This window comes from Blautia sp. MSK.20.85 (assembly GCF_013317245.1).
Lineage (GTDB): Bacteria > Bacillota > Clostridia > Lachnospirales > Lachnospiraceae > Blautia_A.
In genome coordinates this window covers 154,705-173,187 of sequence record NZ_JAAIUN010000005.1, presented here as the reverse complement: position 1 = coordinate 173,187, position 18,483 = coordinate 154,705, and the positions used below count along the sequence as shown (strand labels likewise).

Here is an 18,483-nt window from a genome sequence, read left to right as displayed (position 1 = left end):
GTCTTCGGCAGAAAAAAATAAAATTTTTTTTGTCCTATACTTGACACATCCACATGTATGCAGACATACATACTGCTCTAATATGGCTAAGTCCGGAATGAATCCAAAGGTACTTCAATATCTGATGGGCCATTCCGATATCAGTGTCACCCTCAATACCTATACACATCTTAAGCTGGATGATGCGAGAGAAGAAGTGGAGAAGCTTGCCAGGAAGCAGGCAGAAGCTGAAAATGAGTTTCGGCAGTTAGGTATGAAGGAGGACAAGGTCAAATTCAAGAAGATGGGGTAAATGGTCTAATTTAGACCATTTCGTAAAATGGCTAGAAAGTCAGTAAATTCAAGGCTTTGAAGATGGCCGTGGTCTAAAACAGATTGAAAAAGGGTAAAATTTTTAGACCAAATTTTTTTGGAAAATCAAAGATTTCAGACATAGGAGATCGGCAAATGTCGGCTGGTCTAAATTTGAAATCCGAGGCCATTTTAGACCATATTTTAGACCATTTGAAGGAAGAAACATACCGAGATAAGCCAAAATAAGCCGAGAAATGGGAAAAATCTTGATAGACTAAAAAAGTGCGCAAATGCTTGAAAAATAAGGAAAAACCGAGATAATCCGAGATAAAAAAGGAGTTAAAAATAGATGATTAGAGTGTTATTTGTTTGCCACGGCAACATATGCCGCTCAACCATGGCCGAAAGTGTTTTCACCTACAAAGTAAAAACACTCGGTCTTTCAGAGCAGTTCCTGATCGACAGTTTTGCGACAAGTACCGAGGAGATTGGGAATCCGCCGCACAGAGGAACTGTTAATAAACTTCGTGAAGTAGGAATCCCACTGGTTCCGCACAGAGCGAAACAGATCACATGGGCGGATTATAATAAATTTGACTATATTATCGGTATGGACACTGCAAATATACGGAATCTGAACCGGGTGCTGAGAAATGATCCGGAAGATAAGATTTATAAATTTCTCACTTTTTCAGGATCTGGACGTGATATTGCAGATCCGTGGTACACGGGAAATTTTGATGAAACTTATGAAGATGTGCTGGAAGGATGTGAGGGATTTCTGAAATATCTGAAGGAACATGGAGAAATTCAGTAACAGGACATCAACAGGATCCTCTGATGAGACATAAATGTGAAATAATATAAAAAATTTGACAGTAAAAGGCAGCGAAAGCTGCTTTTTCTGTCGATGAAAACTTCTTTACAAATTCAGAAACTTCTCTTATACTGTTCTATACAGCAGACAACTCAAAGCTATATATTTATTCTATTCATTCAATAATTCAATTCAGAGGTTGCCGACCTGTTGAGGGCTGGCACCATCAAATCAGGACATTCGTCCGCATTGTTTCACAGAAAGGAATTAAATATGGAAAAAGGCTATGAAATGTTTATCACAGATCTGAGGAGGCTTCTTCTTGCTGCTATGGATATGGAAGAGGAGAAGATTTACTTTGCAAAAAAAGGCGAAAAGTATGGCTGCACAGGAGACAGGCTTTTTGTGGAGTGCGGAGATATTGAAAAGTCGCGCCAGATCTGTGGATTACATACGGAAGAACTTTATGAGCGGTACTGTAAAGAGCACAAACTGGAAAATATCATTCATGACTGTGTATGTGAAATAAAAAAAGCCAGAGAAAACTGTGTTATCTGTGACATAGAGCAACTGGAGAATTACGAAAAAGTGAAAGGAAAACTTTTTATCCGCCTTCTTAATGCAGATAAAAACAGAGATGTCCTGAAAGATACGATCCATCATAAAGTCGGGGATATAGCGCTTGTGCTTTATTATATGGCAGGAGAAAAAGACGGATATATTCTTAGTACAAAAGTAAAAAAACATTTTCTGGAACAATGGGAAAAAGATCCGGATATAGTTTTTGAGGCAGCACTGGTAAATACATATTTTATCAGTCCACCCAGAATATATCACTGGGAAAAAATGCTTTTTGATAAGGAATACAGGGGAGATAATTTTATGGACATATTGGGATCCTATCATCCGAATAAAGGGATATCAGGGAATTGTCTCAGCACAGAAAAACGTACTAATGGAGCAGCAGCAATCTTTCTTCCAGGTGTAGCCCGACGTCTTGCAGAGCTTCTGGAGTCTGATCTGTATCTTGTGTTTACCAGCATTCATGAAGTAATGGTACATAGCACAGATAAAGTTTATCCCGAAGAGCTGAAAGAGGTTCTCCTGGATACAGTCAAAAAAGCAACTCCGGAAGAAGATTATTTGACATCGTCCATTTACCGATATAGTCGACGTACCGGGGAGTTTTCTGTAGAAGTGAAATAGAAACGTAGATAAACAAAAAAGAACCAGGATGGAAATCCTGTCTGCAGGAATAAAATCCATCTTGGTTCTTTCTATATAGATTCTGCAGAAATTTTAACTGAGAAGAGCAGAATCATTGGAAAATTCTTCGCCGCTGGCTTCTTCGAATTTATCAAGAAGATCTTTAACGGTAAGTTTTTTCTTTTCTTCACCCTGGATATCCAGAATGATTTTTCCCTCCCACATCATGATCAGGCGGTTGCCATGAGTGATAGCGTCACGCATGTTATGAGTAATCATCATGGTTGTCAGGTGATCACGGTTTACGATCATGTCGGTGATCTCGAGGACTTTGGCAGCAGTTTTTGGATCAAGGGCGGCAGTATGTTCATCCAGAAGAAGAAGCTGAGGCTTTTTTAAGGTTGCCATCAGAAGTGTCAATGCCTGACGCTGGCCACCGGAGAGGAGTCCGACTTTGGAAGTGAGCCGGTCCTCAAGACCAAGACCGAGAATCTTCAGGAGTTCGTGGTATTCTTCCCGTTCCTGGCGGGTAATGCCCGGACGGAGAAGGCGGGATTTTCCGCGGCGTTTGGCAAGAGCGAGATTTTCTTCAATTCCCATAGTTGCAGCAGTTCCGGTCATAGGATCCTGGAATACACGGCCAAGATACGCGGCTCTTTTATATTCGGAAAGTTTTGTGACATCGGTTCCACCGATAATGATCTTTCCGGAATCTACAGGCCAGGCACCTGCAACTGCATTCAGCATAGTGGATTTTCCGGCGCCGTTTCCTCCGATGACTGTAACAAAATCACCTTCGTTCAGATGAAGATCCACGCCGTTTAAAGCAACCTTTTCATTGATGGTGCCCGGATTAAATGTTTTATGTATATCGATCAGTTTCAGCATGATCATTTACCTCCCTGTTTGGCTTTTGTAAAATATTTGCCCTTCCAGTATGGGAAAGCAAGGAAAAATGCAACGACGAGTGCGGAAAGCATTTTCAGAAGGTCTGTATCAATTCCCATCCAGATAACAATCTGAAGTACCAGATAATAAAGAATAGAACCAAATACAACGCTTAACAGCTTCAGTGCAAAGTTGCGGAAAATACGGCTGAAGATCGCTTCACCGATAATTACTGCAGCAAGACCGATAACGATGGAACCACGTCCCATGTTGATATCTGCAAATCCCTGGTACTGTGTGAGAAGAGCGCCGGAAAGAGCAACAAGTCCGTTGGAAAGCATCAGTCCCAGAACCTTATTGCGGTCTGTGTTGATACCCTGTGCACGGGACATGCTTGGATTACATCCGGTCGCACGCAGGGAACATCCGAGTTCAGTTCCGAAGAACCAGTAAAGGACTGCAATTAGAATGATGATCATAATTGCTACGATAAAAAGCGTATTCTGTGTTAGAGCAACACCCTTGACACGTCGAAGGGATACCAGAAGATTAAATTTATCAACATTGATCGCCTGGTTTGCTTTTCCCATGATCTTCAGGTTGACAGAGTAAAGGGAAAGCTGTGTCAGGATTCCGGCAAGGATAGCCGGGATGCCCATAAAGGTATGAAAAATACCGGTGGCAAGACCGGCCAGAAGTCCGGCTCCTGTTGCAACCAGCATGGACACCCATACATTGTGTCCGCTGAGCATCATCATGATACAAACAGCGCCGCCTGTACATAAAGTTCCGTCAACGGTAAGATCCGCAATATCAAGAATGCGGAATGTAATGTACACACCGATCGCCATGATTCCCCAGATAAGCCCCTGTGCGGTAGCTCCTGGAAGTGCGGTTATTAAACTCATAATCTGCATGTTAAATTATCCTCCTCTTTTTTATGCACGAACAGCGAGAAGGGGAACTCCCTTCTCGCTGTATCAGTGTATAATAGGTTTTTTACCGATTATTCAGCTGTTTTATCTGTTTCGATTGCTTCATATCCATCCGGAATTTTAATACCAAGCTCGTCACAGATGTCTTTGTTGTATTCTTTTGTGAATTTTGGTGCATATTCAATCGGCATTTTGGAGATATCTTTACCATCCTGAAGGATGCTGACTGCCATTTCGCCGGTTTTGTATCCAAGATCATAGTAGCTGATGGAAAGTGTTGCAACACCACATGCCTGGCAGATACCTTCTTCACCAGCGATTACCGGAACTTTTGCCGGAAGACAGATGTTGTTGATGATCTCAGTATTGGATGCTACAGTATTATCTGTAGGTGCATAGATCACATCACTGTCATTGGCAGCTGTAGTAACAACGGATGAAAGATCGTTGGAATCAGAGAATGCATAATCTTTACAGGTATAACCAAGCTTCTCAAGAGCATCTTTTACAGTATCTACCTGATACTGGGAGTTTGGCTCTGCTGAGCAGTAGAGAAGTCCGACATTTTTTGCATCCGGGAAAAGCTCATGGAGCATATCGGCCTGCTCATCAAGAGGAGCAAGATCAGAAGTACCGGAAATGTTCCCGCCTACTGTTCCGTCAAAGTCATCGATTCCAAGAGCGACACCATATTCGGTAACGGCTGTTCCAAGGATCGGGATATCGGAAGTTCCTGCAGCTGCAGCCTGAAGAGATGCGGTTGCGTTTGCAAGGATCAGGTCTGCCCCTTCTGAAACAAAGCTGTTGATAATGGTAGAACAGGTATTAGAATCACCCTGTGCATTCTGCTCATCAAATTTTACAGAATCACCCATCTTTTCGGTGATGGCATCCTCAAAACCTTTGGTTGCGGCATCCAGTGCATCATGCTGAACCAGCTGACAGATACCGATGGTGTAAGTTTTTTCTTCTTTGGCGCTTACTGTGGCAGCACAGGTTCCTGTTACAAGAGCTGCTGCGAGTACAGCTGTTAAAACACGCTTTTTCATATTGTTTTCCTCCTCACGATATAGTTGCATCTTTTTGAATATTAAAAAAGCAACACTGATTGTGTTAGTATAACGCTTTAACGCTTAAAAGTCAAGAAGAATTAACGTGAAAATGCGTTGATTGAAAAAAATATTCAGGACAAATCCGTGAAAATCCTCTGTATGGTCATAAATATCTGTCCGGTAAAATAAAATGATAAACTTATGCACAGGAAAAAGACAGATTCATATCTTATTATGACTGGATATTTTTGTAGGGAGAAAAATATGGCATATAAGATTGTTCTGGATGCAGGCCATGGTGGGGAAGATCCGGGAGCTGTTTATAAAGATCGTAAAGAAAAGGATGATAATCTGAAACTGGCACTTGCTGTGGGCAGGATTCTGGAGGATAATGGGGTAGACGTGGTGTATACAAGAACTACGGATGTTTATCAGACTCCTTTTGAAAAAGCGAGGATAGCTAATGAAACAGGTGCTGATTATTTTATTTCTTTTCACAGAAACAGCAGTCCGCAATCTGGACAATACAACGGAGTTGAGGTATTGGTTTATGATAAGAAAGGCATAAAGTACCAGATGGCACAGAATATTGTAGGTGCACTTGGCGAGTTGGGATTTCAGGAACTGGGAGTAAAGGAAAGACCAGGGCTTGTTGTTCTCCGAAGGACTAAAATGCCGGCACTTTTGATAGAAACCGGATTTATTAATTCGGAGAAGGATAATCAGCTTTTTGATGAGAAGTTTAAAGAGATTGCCAAAAGCATTGCAGATGCGATACTGGGTACCCTGGATGATGAAAAAGTAGATGCTCCGTTATATTATCGTGTACAGACCGGGGCTTTTCGAAATAGAGAAAATGCGGACCGGATGCTGTATCAGCTGACAGATCAGGGATTTCCGGCATTTATCCTGAAGGAGAATGATCTTTATAAAGTTCAGGTGGGTGCATATCTGCAGCTTGGTAATGCGGTGAATATGGAGCAACGTCTCAGAGACCATGGGTACAGTACCGTGATCGTTACAAGATAAAACAGGAGATCCGGATAGAATCTGAAACAGTATCCATGAGAAAGCATGATATGATACACAAAAATGAAGAAGATCAGAAATGTTTGTTTTTGCAAAAAGAATATTTCTGTTTGAGATACAACAGGGAAGGAAAACAGAGAATGTATGAGGAATTTTTAAAACAGATCGAAGATTTTATATTTATAGAAGATAAACCGGAAAAAGCGGATGTGATATTTGTTCCCGGAAACGGATATCCGCAGATGGCCGAAAAGGCGGCACAGCTGTACAGGTGTGGAATGGCGCCGAAGATACTTCCAAGCGGAAGATACAGTATTACAGCTGGAAAATTTGCAGGAGTGCTGGAAAAAAAAGAATATTATACCGGGGCTTATAAGACAGAATGGGAATTTTTAAGAGATGTCCTTATGAAAAATGGAGTGCCCAGGGAAGCTATTCTGAGAGAGGATCAGGCTACGTTTACTTATGAAAATGCAATCTACTCCAGGCAGGTAACAGACAGAGAGCACCTGAATATCCAGAAGGCGATTCTCTGCTGTAAAGCCTGCCATGCAAGACGTGCATTAATGTATTATAAAATGCTTTATCCGGACACAGATTTTTTTGTATGTTCATGTTGTGTGGATTCGGTTGATAAAAGTAACTGGAGTGAGACAAATGAGGGAATTGACGAAGTAATGGGAGAAATGACGCGAATAATCAAACAGTTTTCTGTGATGCTTAAAAAAAATTAATTTGGGGGTGTCGTAAAAAAAAGAATTGTGTTATAATGCTTTTGACGAAAAAACGAAATATCTGTTACGAAAGATTAACAAGATATTAATTTTTGGAGAAATATTAATTCGGGCGCATGATAAATGCGTTCGATATTTTATGTAAAAGAATTTTCAGATAAATAACAAATATAAAACGAAAATTTTGAATATAGAGGTGCAGATTATTATGAAAAAGAATACAAAGATTACTTTTAACAGAAGCTTTTCGATATTGGCAGCAGCGGCGTTATCTATGACATTGATGGGGGGACAGGCATTCCCGGCATATGCGGACAGCACTTCCGGTGTTGAATCCGGGGCTGTGATTCCGGACAATATTACGATTGACAGTCCAACTGCACTGAGAAATATTGCACTTCCATCTAATTCATATGGAACACTTTCCTGGGTGGATGGATCTTATATCCCGGAGAAACGTGTGCAGTCCTGTGAGGTTGTATTTAAACCGTCAACCAGTGCAGATCTTTCCGGACTTCCAGGATGGGACAGCGCTTCAGGAACGATCACCGGTTATGTAACTGTTGTTGTCAGCAGTCTTGACAGCACTTCAGAGGAGTATGTGAGCGATGAGGACAGGGATTCTTATGAATATGAGGAATCCGATGAAAAAGAAAAGAATACTTCCGACAGTGATGAGGACAGCTCAGATACGTCTGACAAAGAAACAGTAGAAGAAGATAATTCCAACGAGAGCGGAGACCAGAAAGATACTTCGGAAGACAGCAGTGCTGTTGAAGATCAGAATAAAGAAGATACAGATTCTTCTGGTGATAAGGATGGTCAGAATACAGATGGCCAGAACAAATCGGACCAGAAACCCCAGATAATGGAGACACCGGAGGCAACCGCAACACCGGCTGGAGAAGACGATACGCCGGACAATGAGAAACCGGAAGTAACAGAAACACCGGAAGTGAGCACAACTCCTGCAGCAGATGATAGCACCGCAGATTCTGATCCTGCAGATAGTAAAGCAGATAATAAAGATGACGCTCCAGAGGTAACAGAGACCCCGGATACAACAGAAATCCCAGAGATCACAGAAAAACCGGAAGATAACAAGGATAATATTTTTGACAGAAAAGACGATGCAGAAGATAAACGTCCTCAGAATGCGGCTACTGATCTGACAGATGCGGAGAAAGCTGCAACTGCTGTACAGAATCATACCTGTGATGGAATCACAGTATCCGGTATTGACCTTCCGTGGTATGTGCAGTTCCGTGTTTCCGGAGGTGATGACTACCAGTTTACCAATGAAGAGGATGCTGCGATCTTTAAATCCTATGAATTTGAACTCTGGGATACACAGAAGAATACAGAGTATAAAATTCCAGATGGAGAATACATCAGTGTAACCGTGCCGGTAAAAGCAGGCTATACATATTCTATTGAGCACCTTCTTGACAATGGCGCTATGGAAACGATCATCCCGAGTGTGGATGGAGATACCATGACTTTCAGTACGCATTCTTTCAGTCCGTTCGGTATTGCGGGAAGTAAATCTCTGGTAGGACCGGATGCGGGAAGCGACAGCAGTGTGACAGTGACACCGGCAGCGGATACTTCTTCCACAGATACGGGAGCAGGCAGTTCGACTGATACTTCCAATGACAGCGGTGAAAGCACAGATGAAATGGATACATCCAAAGATCTGTCTTCCGGAACAGCAGAGTTGACAGACTCTTCTTCACAGAACGGTACTGAGAGCAGTGAGTCCGAAGACCAGTCTTCACAGGCGAAATCCAAGAAACAGGTAAATACCGGAGATACGACACAGATTCTTCCTTTTGTAATTCTGTTTGTGGCAGCGGCAGTTGTAGCCGGTGTGGCGGTATTCCTCAAAAAGAGAAAGAAATAAAATTAATAAGAATAAGAGTAAAAGTCCTCCCGTATAATGAGACTGGGAGGGCTTTTTATGCGTGTAAAAACAGTGTTGTGGTCATTATTACTGTCTTATGGGCTGACAGGACTTTTTCTTTTGCTTCTGGCTTTTCTGCTTTTTCAGTTTGAGCTGGGCGAAGGAGCGGCAGCTGCAGGAATTGTTTTTATTTATGTGGTGTCCTGCCTGGCCGGAGGTTTTGCCGCCGGCAGAATTATGCGTAAGAACCGTTATCTGTGGGGAATTGTTACAGGGCTGTCTTATTATGTTCTACTGCTTCTGGTATCTTTTCTGGCACAGGGAAAATGGGATATGACTTTTATCCATGCAGTGACTACTTTTTTTATGTGCCTGGGCGGCGGAGCCATCGGGGGAATGCTGTCGTAAAAGCTTGCAAAAAAATGCTTTGAAAATCGACAATTTTATGCTATACTAGGCGGAGAATAGAATACATAAAGGAGGATATATCATGGAACATATCAAGACATTAAATACAAAGAACCTTCAGAACACGGTTAAGAAGGGTGGATGTGGCGAATGTCAGACATCCTGTCAGTCTGCTTGCAAGACTTCCTGTACAGTAGGAAACCAGAGCTGCGAGCATAAATAAGAAGCAGCCGTTGAATGAGTGGAAAGCAGCGGGAGACCCGCTGCTTCACTTGTTTTATCTGAAAGTAACAGGTATCCAGCAAAACGCGCCGGAGGGCGCGTTTTGTCGGGTTATAAAAGATTTTTAGAAAGGATTGCGGGAAGATGAGTCTGATTCACCGTTATCAGAGTAATGGATATAATATCGTGCTGGACATCAACAGCGGCTGTATCCACCTTGTAGATGAAGTAACCTACGAGGTACTGCCGTATCTTGAAGAAGGCATGGAAGCGGATGCTATTGCCGAGAAGCTTGGCGACCGTTTTAAGAAAGAAGATGTGGAAACATCAGTAACTGAATGTAAGAAGCTAAAGGAACAGGGAATGCTTTTTACAAAGGATATTTATGAGAATATCATTGACGAATTTACCAAGAACCGTCAGACCGTTGTAAAGGCTCTCTGCCTTCATATTGCCCATGACTGTAATCTGGCATGCAGATACTGTTTTGCGGAAGAAGGAGAGTATCATGGAAGACGTGCGCTGATGTCCTTTGAAGTTGGAAAGAAGGCACTGGATTTCCTGATCGCCAATTCCGGTTCCAGAAAGAATCTGGAAGTGGATTTCTTTGGTGGCGAGCCGCTTATGAACTGGCAGGTTGTAAAGGATCTTGTGAAATATGGAAGAGAGCAGGAGAAGCTTCATAATAAGAAATTCCGTTTCACACTGACAACCAATGGCGTTCTTTTAAATGATGAGGTTATGGAATTCTGTAACAAAGAGATGGGAAATGTAGTTTTAAGTGTGGACGGAAGAAAAGAAGTCCATGATTACATGCGCCCGTTCCGTAAAGGTGCAGGAAGTTATGATCTGATCATGCCGAAATTCGAGAAATTTGCGGAGTCCAGAAATCAGGACAAGTATTATGTAAGAGGAACCTTTACCCATCATAATCTTGATTTTTCCCAGGATGTTCTTCATCTGGCTGACCTTGGCTTCAAACAGATCTCTGTGGAGCCGGTTGTAGCAGCAGATACAGAAGAGTATGCCATCCGTGAGGAGGATATTCCTCAGATCCTGGAACAGTATGACATTCTTGCAAAAGAAATGATCAAAAGAGAAAAAGAGGGAAAAGGATTCAACTTCTTCCACTTTATGATCGACCTTACCGGTGGTCCGTGTGTATACAAACGTCTTTCCGGATGTGGCTCAGGAACTGAGTACCTGGCTGTCACACCGTGGGGAGATTTTTATCCATGCCATCAGTTTGTCGGTGAGGAACAGTACCTCATGGGTAATGTAGACGAGGGAATCACAAAACCTGAAATCGTAAAAGATTTCGGAAGATGTAACGTCTACACCAAACCGGACTGTAAAGACTGTTTTGCCAGATTCTACTGCAGCGGCGGCTGTGCGGCAAACGGCTATCATTTCGGGGGAGATATCCGGGGGAATTATAAGATCGGATGCGAACTCCAGAGGAAGCGTGTGGAGTGCGCTATCATGATAAAAGCCGCTTTGGCGGAATAAGAGAGGAAAAAGAAAATGAAGAAAAGTAGAGGAATTGCAGTGCTGCTTCTGACAGCGATTGTCACAGTATTCTTCTGCTATGTGGCTGCGGTAGGCATTGGCCCTACAGGTACAGGTTCGGCTAAGAACATCAACACCGGACTTGATCTTGCCGGCGGTGTCAGCATCACATACCAGGCCAAGGACAGCAATCCGAGCAAGGAAGACATGTCCGATACTGTTTACAAGATGCAGCAGCGTGTTTCTCAGTACAGTACTGAGGCACAGGCGTATCAGGAAGGTTCCAACCGTATTACCATTGAGATTCCGGGAGTATCAGATGCAAATGCGATCCTGGAAGAACTTGGAAAACCAGGTTCCCTGTATTTCATCGATCAGACAGATGCAGACGGAAACCAGAACTTTACAACAGGAAACAGCGAGAGCGGATATGTCCTTGCAAGAAGCATCGAGGATATCCAGAAGGCCGGTTCTGTTGTACTGGAAGGTACAGACGTTGCAGATGCTGAGGGAGGTGCTTATCAGGATTCATCCACAAGCTCTCAGAAATACGCAGTCAGCCTGACTCTTACAAAAGATGGAAAAACCAAATTTGCGGAAGCTACCAAGGCAAATGTTGGCAAGCAGATCGCAATTGTATATGACAATCAGGTTTTAAGTGCTCCGAATGTAAATGAGGAGATCTCCGGCGGAAAAGCTCAGATCACCGGAATGGCAAGCACAGAAGAGGCACAGAACCTTGCTTCTTACATAAGAATCGGTTCCTTAAGCCTTGAGCTTACCGAGCTTCGTTCCAGCGTAGTTGCTGCACAGCTTGGTGAGGAAGCTATTGCTACAAGTGTGAAAGCCGGAGCGATCGGTCTTGTGATCGTTATGCTGATCATGATCATCGCATACCGCATTCCTGGTCTGGTTGCATCTGTTGCCCTGGTCCTTTATACAACTTTAATGCTGATCACACTGAATGCCTTTGATATCACCCTTACGCTTCCGGGTATTGCAGGTATCATTCTGGGCATTGGTATGGCGGTGGATGCCAACGTTATCATCTACGCCAGAATCCGTGAGGAGATCGCGGCAGGTCTTTCGGTCCATGCAGCGATCAAGAGTGGATTTGGCAAAGCGTTTTCCGCTATTTTTGATGGAAACATCACAACACTGATCGCAGCCTGCGTGCTGATGTGGCTGGGTTCCGGTTCCGTTAAGGGATTTGCCTACACGCTGGCGATGGGTATTGTAATCTCCATGTTTACAGCACTGGTTGTGTCCAGACTTGTGATCAATGCAGTATACGCAGTTGGTGTCCGTGATCCGAAATTCTACGGTGTTGCCAAAGAACGTAAGGTTGTGGACTTTGTTGGAAAGAGAAAGATCTTCTTTACCATCTCCATTATCCTGATCCTCTGCGGACCTGTGGGAATGCTGATCCACAGCAATGTGATCGGTGATAAAGCCATGAATTACAGTCTGGAGTTCTCCGGCGGTACTTCTACCAATGTAACCTTCAACAAAGAGATGGATATCAAGGAGATCGACTCTGAGGTAACACCGGTTGTTGAGGCCGTGACAGGAGATAAGAACGTACAGCCGACCAAAGTTCAGGGAACCAATCAGGTAGTGATCAAAACACGTTCTCTGGACCTTAAGGAACGTGAAGCACTGAACAAGGCACTGGAAGAAAACTTTGATGTAGACACAAGCCTGATCACATCTGAGAATATTTCCGCTACCGTTAGCAATGAGATGAGAAGAGATGCTATCGTAGCCGTTATCGTAGCTGCGATCTTCATGCTTCTTTACATCTGGTTCCGTTTCAAGGATATCCGCTTTGCAAGCAGTGCGGTACTTGCACTTCTTCATGATGTCCTGGTCGTACTTGCATTTTATGTTATTTCCAGAACATCTGTAGGAAATACATTTATCGCGTGTATGCTGACGATCGTAGGTTATTCTATCAATGCCACCATCGTCATCTTCGACCGTATCCGTGAGAATATGAAGGGCAGAAAGAAAGTCGAAGATGAGAAGTTGAAAGAGATCGTAAACACCAGTGTTACAGAAACTCTGACACGAAGCATTTACACATCTCTTACAACTTTCGTTATGGTTGCGATTCTTTATGTGATGGGCGTTTCCTCTATTAAAGAATTTGCAGCACCTCTGATGGTAGGTATCATTGGCGGAGCATATTCTTCTGTATGCATCACAGGTGCTCTGTGGTACACCATGAAGACTTTCAGAAAGAACCGTACTGCCGCACCGGCAGCTGCAGCAGCGTCCGTTCAGACTTCCTCTGAGAAAAAGGCAAAACAGCCATCCGGACAGCCGGCAGCCCCGCAGCAGCCAAAGAAGAAAAACCGTAAAAGAGTTGCTGAGCGTCTTGCGGCGCAGGAAGCAGCAAAACAGCAGAGCGACGAGGAGAAATCCGAGTAAAACTGCCAAATAACAGAAACGTTCCGTATCTGGAAAGATAATTTCCCGGCGGAACGTTTTTTTTTATGCGGTGTTTTCTTGTGCGTCACAAAAAACTTGCAGCCAGACGGGATTATGGGTTACAATATTATTATTGTGTCGCTTTGAAGGAAGAAAGCGACAAAGCATCGAGGAGGAAACAACATGGAACGATGGGTTGTTGCCGCAAAACGGGCGGATTTTACGGCAATTGGGAAAGAGTTTGGAATTGATCCGGTAATCGCCAGACTGATCCGGAACCGGGATGTACAGGACAGAGAGGAGATCCGCAGATACCTTTACGGAACCGTAGAAGAACTGGCTTCCCCACATTTAATGAAAGATGTGGATAAAGCAGTGGAAATCCTGCGAAATAAAATAAAAGAAAAAAAGCGTATCCGTATTATCGGAGATTATGATATTGATGGTGTAGTGTCCACGTTCATCCTCATTAAAGGACTGAAGCGAGTAGGTGCACTGGCAGATACATATATTCCGGACAGGGTGGCTGACGGATATGGGATCCACGAGCACCTGATCGAAAGAGCAGTGAACGATGGGATTGACGTAATTGTTACCTGTGATAACGGAATTGCGGCGTACAATGAGATTGCGATGGCAAAGGAAAAAGGAATAACAGTGATCATAACCGATCATCATGAGATTCCCTATAAAGAAACAGAAGCCGGCAGAGAGCTGATCCTTCCGCCAGCCGATGCCATTGTAAATCCCAAACAGCCGAACTGTAATTATCCGGAAAAAAGACTCTGCGGGGCAGTGGTTGCCCTGAAACTTGTGACAGCTCTCTATGAAGCCTGCGGTATTCCCTCAAAAGAGCTGGAGGACTTTCTGGAACTGGGGGCCATTGCCACAGTAGGAGATGTCATGGATCTTCAGGGGGAAAACCGTATCCTCGTAAAAGAAGGGCTGAGAAGACTTTCTCACACTTCCAACAAAGGTCTCAGTGAACTGATCCGTGCCAACGGTCTGGAAGATGGGCCGATCACTGCTTATCATGTGGGATTTGTGCTGGGGCCATGTATCAATGCCAGCGGAAGACTGGATACCGCTGCACGCTCTTTGAAACTTCTCTGTGCGGAGACGGAAGAGGAAGCGGCAAAACTTGCCGGTGATCTGACCGCGTTGAATCAGAGCAGAAAAGCTCTTACCGAAGAAGGAAAAGAAGAAGCGATCCGTATTGTGGAAGAGACAGAAATCGGACAGGACCGTGTTCTTGTGATCTATTTACCGGACTGTCACGAAAGCCTTGCTGGAATTATCGCAGGACGTATCCGGGAAAAGTACAATAAACCGGTCTTTGTTCTGACAAAAGGGGAAACAATGGTAAAGGGCAGCGGCCGTTCCATAGAAAGCTATTCCATGTTTGAGGAACTGGTAAAATGTGGGGATCTGATGGAGCAGTATGGAGGACACCCCATGGCTGCCGGACTTTCTATCAAAGAAGAAAATGTGGAAGAATTCCGCAGACGGTTAAACGAAAACTGTACGCTGACAGAAAAAGATCTGATGCCAAAGATTGTTATTGATGTGCCAATGCCGGTTTCTTATATTAATAAGGAACTTGTGGAAGAGATATCGCTGCTGGAGCCTTTTGGAAAAGGAAATACCAAGCCGATCTTTGCCCAGAAAGGACTTCATGTTTTAAGCAGCCGTGTTCTTGGTAAAAATAGAAATGTGGCGAAACTTCAGCTGTCAGACAGCACGGGCTGTGTGATAGAAGCGGTCTATTTCGGAGAAGCGGATGAATTTATAAATGAAGTGAAAAACAGCAGTTCTGTTGCTGTAACATATTATCCGGAAATCAACAGATATCAGGGAAGAGAGACTTTGCAGATCGTGATCCGAAATTATCTTACAGAATAACAGGAATATCGGCACGCAAAAATACAGATCCTGACAGTTTGCAACTGACAGAAAGGCAGGAAAGTGGACCGTGCACTGGGCAATATGCAATCCAAAGCCTGTCGGAATTCTGCGAGTTCTGTCGGGTTGCACATTGATTCCCTACAGAAAAAGTGCTATACTATCTATCATCTGATTGACAAATTAAACCATTGGAGGTTATTATGAAAAAAATAGAAGAATATGTAAGAAGTATCCCGGACTTTCCAGAGCCAGGGATTATTTTCCGTGACGTCACCAGTGTTATCCAGGATGCGGATGGATTACAGCTTGCGATTGATTCCATGCAGGACTGTCTGAAAGGTGTAGATTTCGATGTGATCACAGGTCTTGAATCCAGAGGCTTTATCTTTGGTATGCCGATCGCATACAATCTTCATAAACCATTCGTTCTGGTACGTAAAGCAGGAAAGCTCCCATGTGAGACCATTTCCAGAACTTACGATCTGGAATATGGAAGTGCAACGATCGAGATGCATAAGGATTCTATCAAGCCAGGACAGAAGGTTGTAATCGTAGATGACCTGATCGCTACAGGCGGAAGCGTGGAAGCAGCTATTAAGCTTGTGGAAGAGCTTGGCGGCATCGTTGTGAAAGTTGTTTTCCTCATGGAGCTTGCAGGCCTGAAAGGACGTGAGCGTCTGAAAGGCTATGATGTAGCATCTGTGATCTGCTACGACGGAAAGTAATTTTTGTCGGTGGAAGGGGATGTGAACTGTTGTAGTCATACGGCAGTATGAAATTGTGCACAGGCAGGTGGGATTTAATGGCAGAGACAAAAAATACGGAAAAACAGAACATTGAAATACAGAAGGAAGAAGAAAAAGAAAAAATGGAATCTGTCCGGAAGGCAGATGCGGCGGTAAAATCCATGCATGATTTTACAAGCCCTGAGGTTCTTTATCAGGAGCTGATAAAAAGCGTGAAGAAATATCATCCGTCTACAGATATCTCCATGATCGAAAAGGCCTATAAAGTGGCTAGTGAGGCACACAAGGATCAGAAACGTAAATCCGGTGAGCCCTATATCATTCATCCTCTCTGTGTAGCGATCATCCTTGCGGATCTTGAGCTGGATAAGGAGACCATTGTGGCAGGTCTTCTTCATGATGCAGTAGAAGATACCTGGATGACTTATGAAGAAGTGGAAAAGGAATTCGGTTCTGAGGTAGCACTTCTGGTAGATGGTGTTACCAAGCTGGGACAGCTGTCCTATTCCAAGGATAAGGTAGAGGTCCAGGCTGAGAACTTAAGGAAGATGTTCCTTGCAATGGCCAAAGATATCCGCGTTATTCTGATCAAACTTGCAGACCGTCTTCATAATATGCGTACCTTGCAGTATATGAGACCGGAGAAACAGCAGGAGAAGGCAAGAGAGACCATGGATATTTATGCTCCCATTGCCATGCGTCTTGGTATTTCCAAGATCAAGGTAGAGCTGGATGATCTTTCACTTAAATATCTGAAACCAGATGTTTATTATGACCTTGTAGAAAAAGTAGCCCTTCGTAAAAGTGCCCGTGAAGCGTTTGTCAATTCTATTGTGAAGCAGGTAAAGCAGCACATGGAAGATGCCAACATCAAGGCGCAGGTGGATGGCCGTGTGAAACATTTCTTCAGTATTTATAAGAAAATGGTCAACCAGGACAAGACCATTGACCAGATCTATGATCTGTTTGCCGTGCGTATCATTGTGGACACCGTAAAAGACTGTTATGCAGCACTTGGTGTTATCCATGAGATGTACAAGCCGATCCCGGGTAGATTTAAAGATTATATCGCAATGCCGAAAGCCAACATGTATCAGTCTCTGCATACAACACTGATTGGCCCCAACGGACAGCCTTTCGAGATCCAGATCCGTACATTCGAAATGCATAAAACCGCAGAATATGGTATTGCAGCCCACTGGAAATATAAGGAAACTTCCGATGGTAAGAAACCTGGCAAGAGCGAGGAGGAGAAGCTGAACTGGCTGCGCCAGATCCTGGAGTGGCAGCGAGACATGTCCGATAACCGGGAGTTCATGAGCCTTCTGAAAAACGACCTGGATCTTTTTGCAGACAGTGTTTACTGTTTCACGCCTCAGGGTGATGTCAAAACTCTCCCCAATGGTTCCACACCGATCGATTTTGCATACAGCGTGCACAGTGCAGTAGGAAATAAGATGGTAGGTGCCAGAGTCAATGGTAAACTGGTTCCTATTGAATATAAGATCAAAAACGGCGACCGTATTGAGATCATCACATCTCAGAATTCTCAGGGCCCAAGCCGTGACTGGCTGAAGATTGTAAAGAGTACACAGGCTAAGAACAAGATCAACCAGTGGTTTAAGAAAGAACTGAAAGAAGATAATATCCTGAAAGGTAAAGACATGCTGAACCAGTATGCCAAGACCAAAGGATTTAAACCAGGCCTGTACACCAAGCCGCAGTATATGGAATCCGTAATGCATAAATACGGTTTCCGTGACTGGGATTCCGTACTGGCAGCTATCGGACATGGCGGCCTGAAGGAAGGCCAGGTGTTCAATAAACTGGTAGAAGCCTATGAGCGGGAGCACAAGAAGAATCTTACAGATGAGCAGGTTCTGGAAGCTGCTTCCGAGTCACAGGAGAAGCTGCACATTGCCAAGAGCAAGAGCGGCATTGTGGTAAAAGGTATCCACGATGTGGCAGTCCGCTTTTCCAAATGTTGCAGTCCAATTCCCGGAGATGAGATCGTGGGCTTTGTTACAAGAGGACGAGGAATCACCATTCATCGTACGGATTGTGTGAATGTCCTCAATATGCCGGAGATCGACAGGAAACGTCTCATTGAGGCAGAGTGGCAGATGCCGGATAAGGCAGATTCTGAGAAATACGAAGCAGAGATCCAGGTTTACGCAAACAACCGTACCGGACTTCTGGTAGATATTTCCAAGATCTTTACAGAGCGGAAGATCGATCTTCGTTCCATCAACAGCCGTACCAACAAGCAGGAACGTGCGACGATCTCCATGTCCTTTAATGTATGCAGTAAACAGGAACTGAATTCCCTGATCGAGAAGATCCGTCAGGTTGAAAGTGTTCTTGACGTAGAAAGAACAACGGGCTGACCCGATAAACGGAGG

16 protein-coding genes are annotated in these 18,483 nt (G+C 43.8%); 13 read left to right on the top strand and 3 right to left on the bottom strand.

Going from position 1 to position 18,483, the window contains the following annotated elements; genetic code table 11:
• The 3 genes from G5B12_RS04685 to G5B12_RS04675 all read left to right on the top strand — a co-directional run.
• Nucleotides 1–292 (top strand): tyrosine-type recombinase/integrase (locus G5B12_RS04685; RefSeq protein WP_174087825.1); only part of this gene is annotated, 292 nt, incomplete at its 5' end.
• A gap of 351 nt (nt 293–643) precedes the next feature.
• The gene (locus G5B12_RS04680; protein WP_021977267.1) at nt 644–1,111 is read left to right on the top strand and encodes a low molecular weight protein-tyrosine-phosphatase; all 468 of its coding nucleotides are present in this window, start codon (nt 644–646) and stop codon (nt 1,109–1,111) included.
• Nucleotides 1,112–1,384: 273 nt separating this feature from the next.
• A complete protein-coding gene (locus tag G5B12_RS04675) occupies nt 1,385–2,317 on the top strand; it encodes a DUF5688 family protein (protein ID WP_021977268.1) in 933 nt (310 codons plus the stop codon).
• A gap of 93 nt (nt 2,318–2,410) precedes the next feature.
• Here G5B12_RS04675 and G5B12_RS04670 read toward each other — a convergent pair whose 3' ends face one another.
• The 3 genes from G5B12_RS04670 to G5B12_RS04660 form a co-directional block, all read right to left on the bottom strand.
• Complete coding sequence (locus G5B12_RS04670; protein ID WP_021977269.1) at nt 2,411–3,205, bottom strand: ABC transporter ATP-binding protein; 795 nt, start codon at nt 3,203–3,205, stop codon at nt 2,411–2,413.
• Nucleotides 3,206–3,207: 2 nt separating this feature from the next.
• On the bottom strand, nt 3,208–4,122 hold the full coding sequence (locus G5B12_RS04665) for an ABC transporter permease (RefSeq protein ID WP_174087824.1): 915 nt from the start codon (nt 4,120–4,122) through the stop codon (nt 3,208–3,210).
• Between the two features lie 89 nt (nt 4,123–4,211).
• Nucleotides 4,212–5,189: an ABC transporter substrate-binding protein gene (locus G5B12_RS04660; RefSeq protein WP_174087823.1), complete on the bottom strand. Its 978-nt coding sequence runs from the start codon at nt 5,187–5,189 to the stop codon at nt 4,212–4,214.
• Nucleotides 5,190–5,456: 267 nt separating this feature from the next.
• On the opposite strand from G5B12_RS04660, the gene G5B12_RS04655 reads away from it, so the two are divergent.
• The 10 genes from G5B12_RS04655 (at nt 5,457) to G5B12_RS04610 (ending at nt 18,468) form a co-directional block, all read left to right on the top strand.
• Entirely contained in the window at nt 5,457–6,221 is a 765-nt protein-coding gene (locus G5B12_RS04655) for an N-acetylmuramoyl-L-alanine amidase (RefSeq protein WP_021977271.1), read from the top strand.
• Nucleotides 6,222–6,361: 140 nt separating this feature from the next.
• Entirely contained in the window at nt 6,362–6,955 is a 594-nt protein-coding gene (locus G5B12_RS04650; RefSeq protein ID WP_021977272.1) for a YdcF family protein, read from the top strand.
• A 208-nt stretch (nt 6,956–7,163) separates the two neighbouring features.
• Nucleotides 7,164–8,858 carry a hypothetical protein gene (locus G5B12_RS04645; RefSeq protein WP_174087822.1) on the top strand — a complete coding sequence of 565 codons (1,695 nt, stop codon included), beginning with the start codon at nt 7,164–7,166 and terminating at the stop codon, nt 8,856–8,858.
• A gap of 57 nt (nt 8,859–8,915) precedes the next feature.
• Complete coding sequence (locus G5B12_RS04640; RefSeq protein WP_021977274.1) at nt 8,916–9,266, top strand: TIGR04086 family membrane protein; 351 nt, start codon at nt 8,916–8,918, stop codon at nt 9,264–9,266.
• Between the two features lie 82 nt (nt 9,267–9,348).
• Entirely contained in the window at nt 9,349–9,489 is a 141-nt protein-coding gene (gene scfA, locus G5B12_RS04635; RefSeq protein WP_015524633.1) for a six-cysteine ranthipeptide SCIFF, read from the top strand.
• A gap of 143 nt (nt 9,490–9,632) precedes the next feature.
• Entirely contained in the window at nt 9,633–10,997 is a 1,365-nt protein-coding gene (gene scfB, locus G5B12_RS04630; protein WP_021977275.1) for a thioether cross-link-forming SCIFF peptide maturase, read from the top strand.
• A 15-nt stretch (nt 10,998–11,012) separates the two neighbouring features.
• Nucleotides 11,013–13,430: a protein translocase subunit SecD gene (secD, locus tag G5B12_RS04625; protein WP_174087821.1), complete on the top strand. Its 2,418-nt coding sequence runs from the start codon at nt 11,013–11,015 to the stop codon at nt 13,428–13,430.
• 183 nt (nt 13,431–13,613) lie between these two features.
• Nucleotides 13,614–15,332, top strand: coding sequence for a single-stranded-DNA-specific exonuclease RecJ (recJ, locus tag G5B12_RS04620; RefSeq protein WP_174087820.1), 1,719 nt, complete (start codon nt 13,614–13,616; stop codon nt 15,330–15,332).
• A 203-nt stretch (nt 15,333–15,535) separates the two neighbouring features.
• Nucleotides 15,536–16,060 (top strand): adenine phosphoribosyltransferase, encoded by a 525-nt coding sequence (locus tag G5B12_RS04615; protein WP_021977278.1) that lies wholly within the window; start codon nt 15,536–15,538, stop codon nt 16,058–16,060.
• A gap of 77 nt (nt 16,061–16,137) precedes the next feature.
• A complete protein-coding gene (locus tag G5B12_RS04610; RefSeq protein WP_021977279.1) occupies nt 16,138–18,468 on the top strand; it encodes a RelA/SpoT family protein in 2,331 nt (776 codons plus the stop codon).
• Nucleotides 18,469–18,483 lie beyond the last annotated feature (15 nt).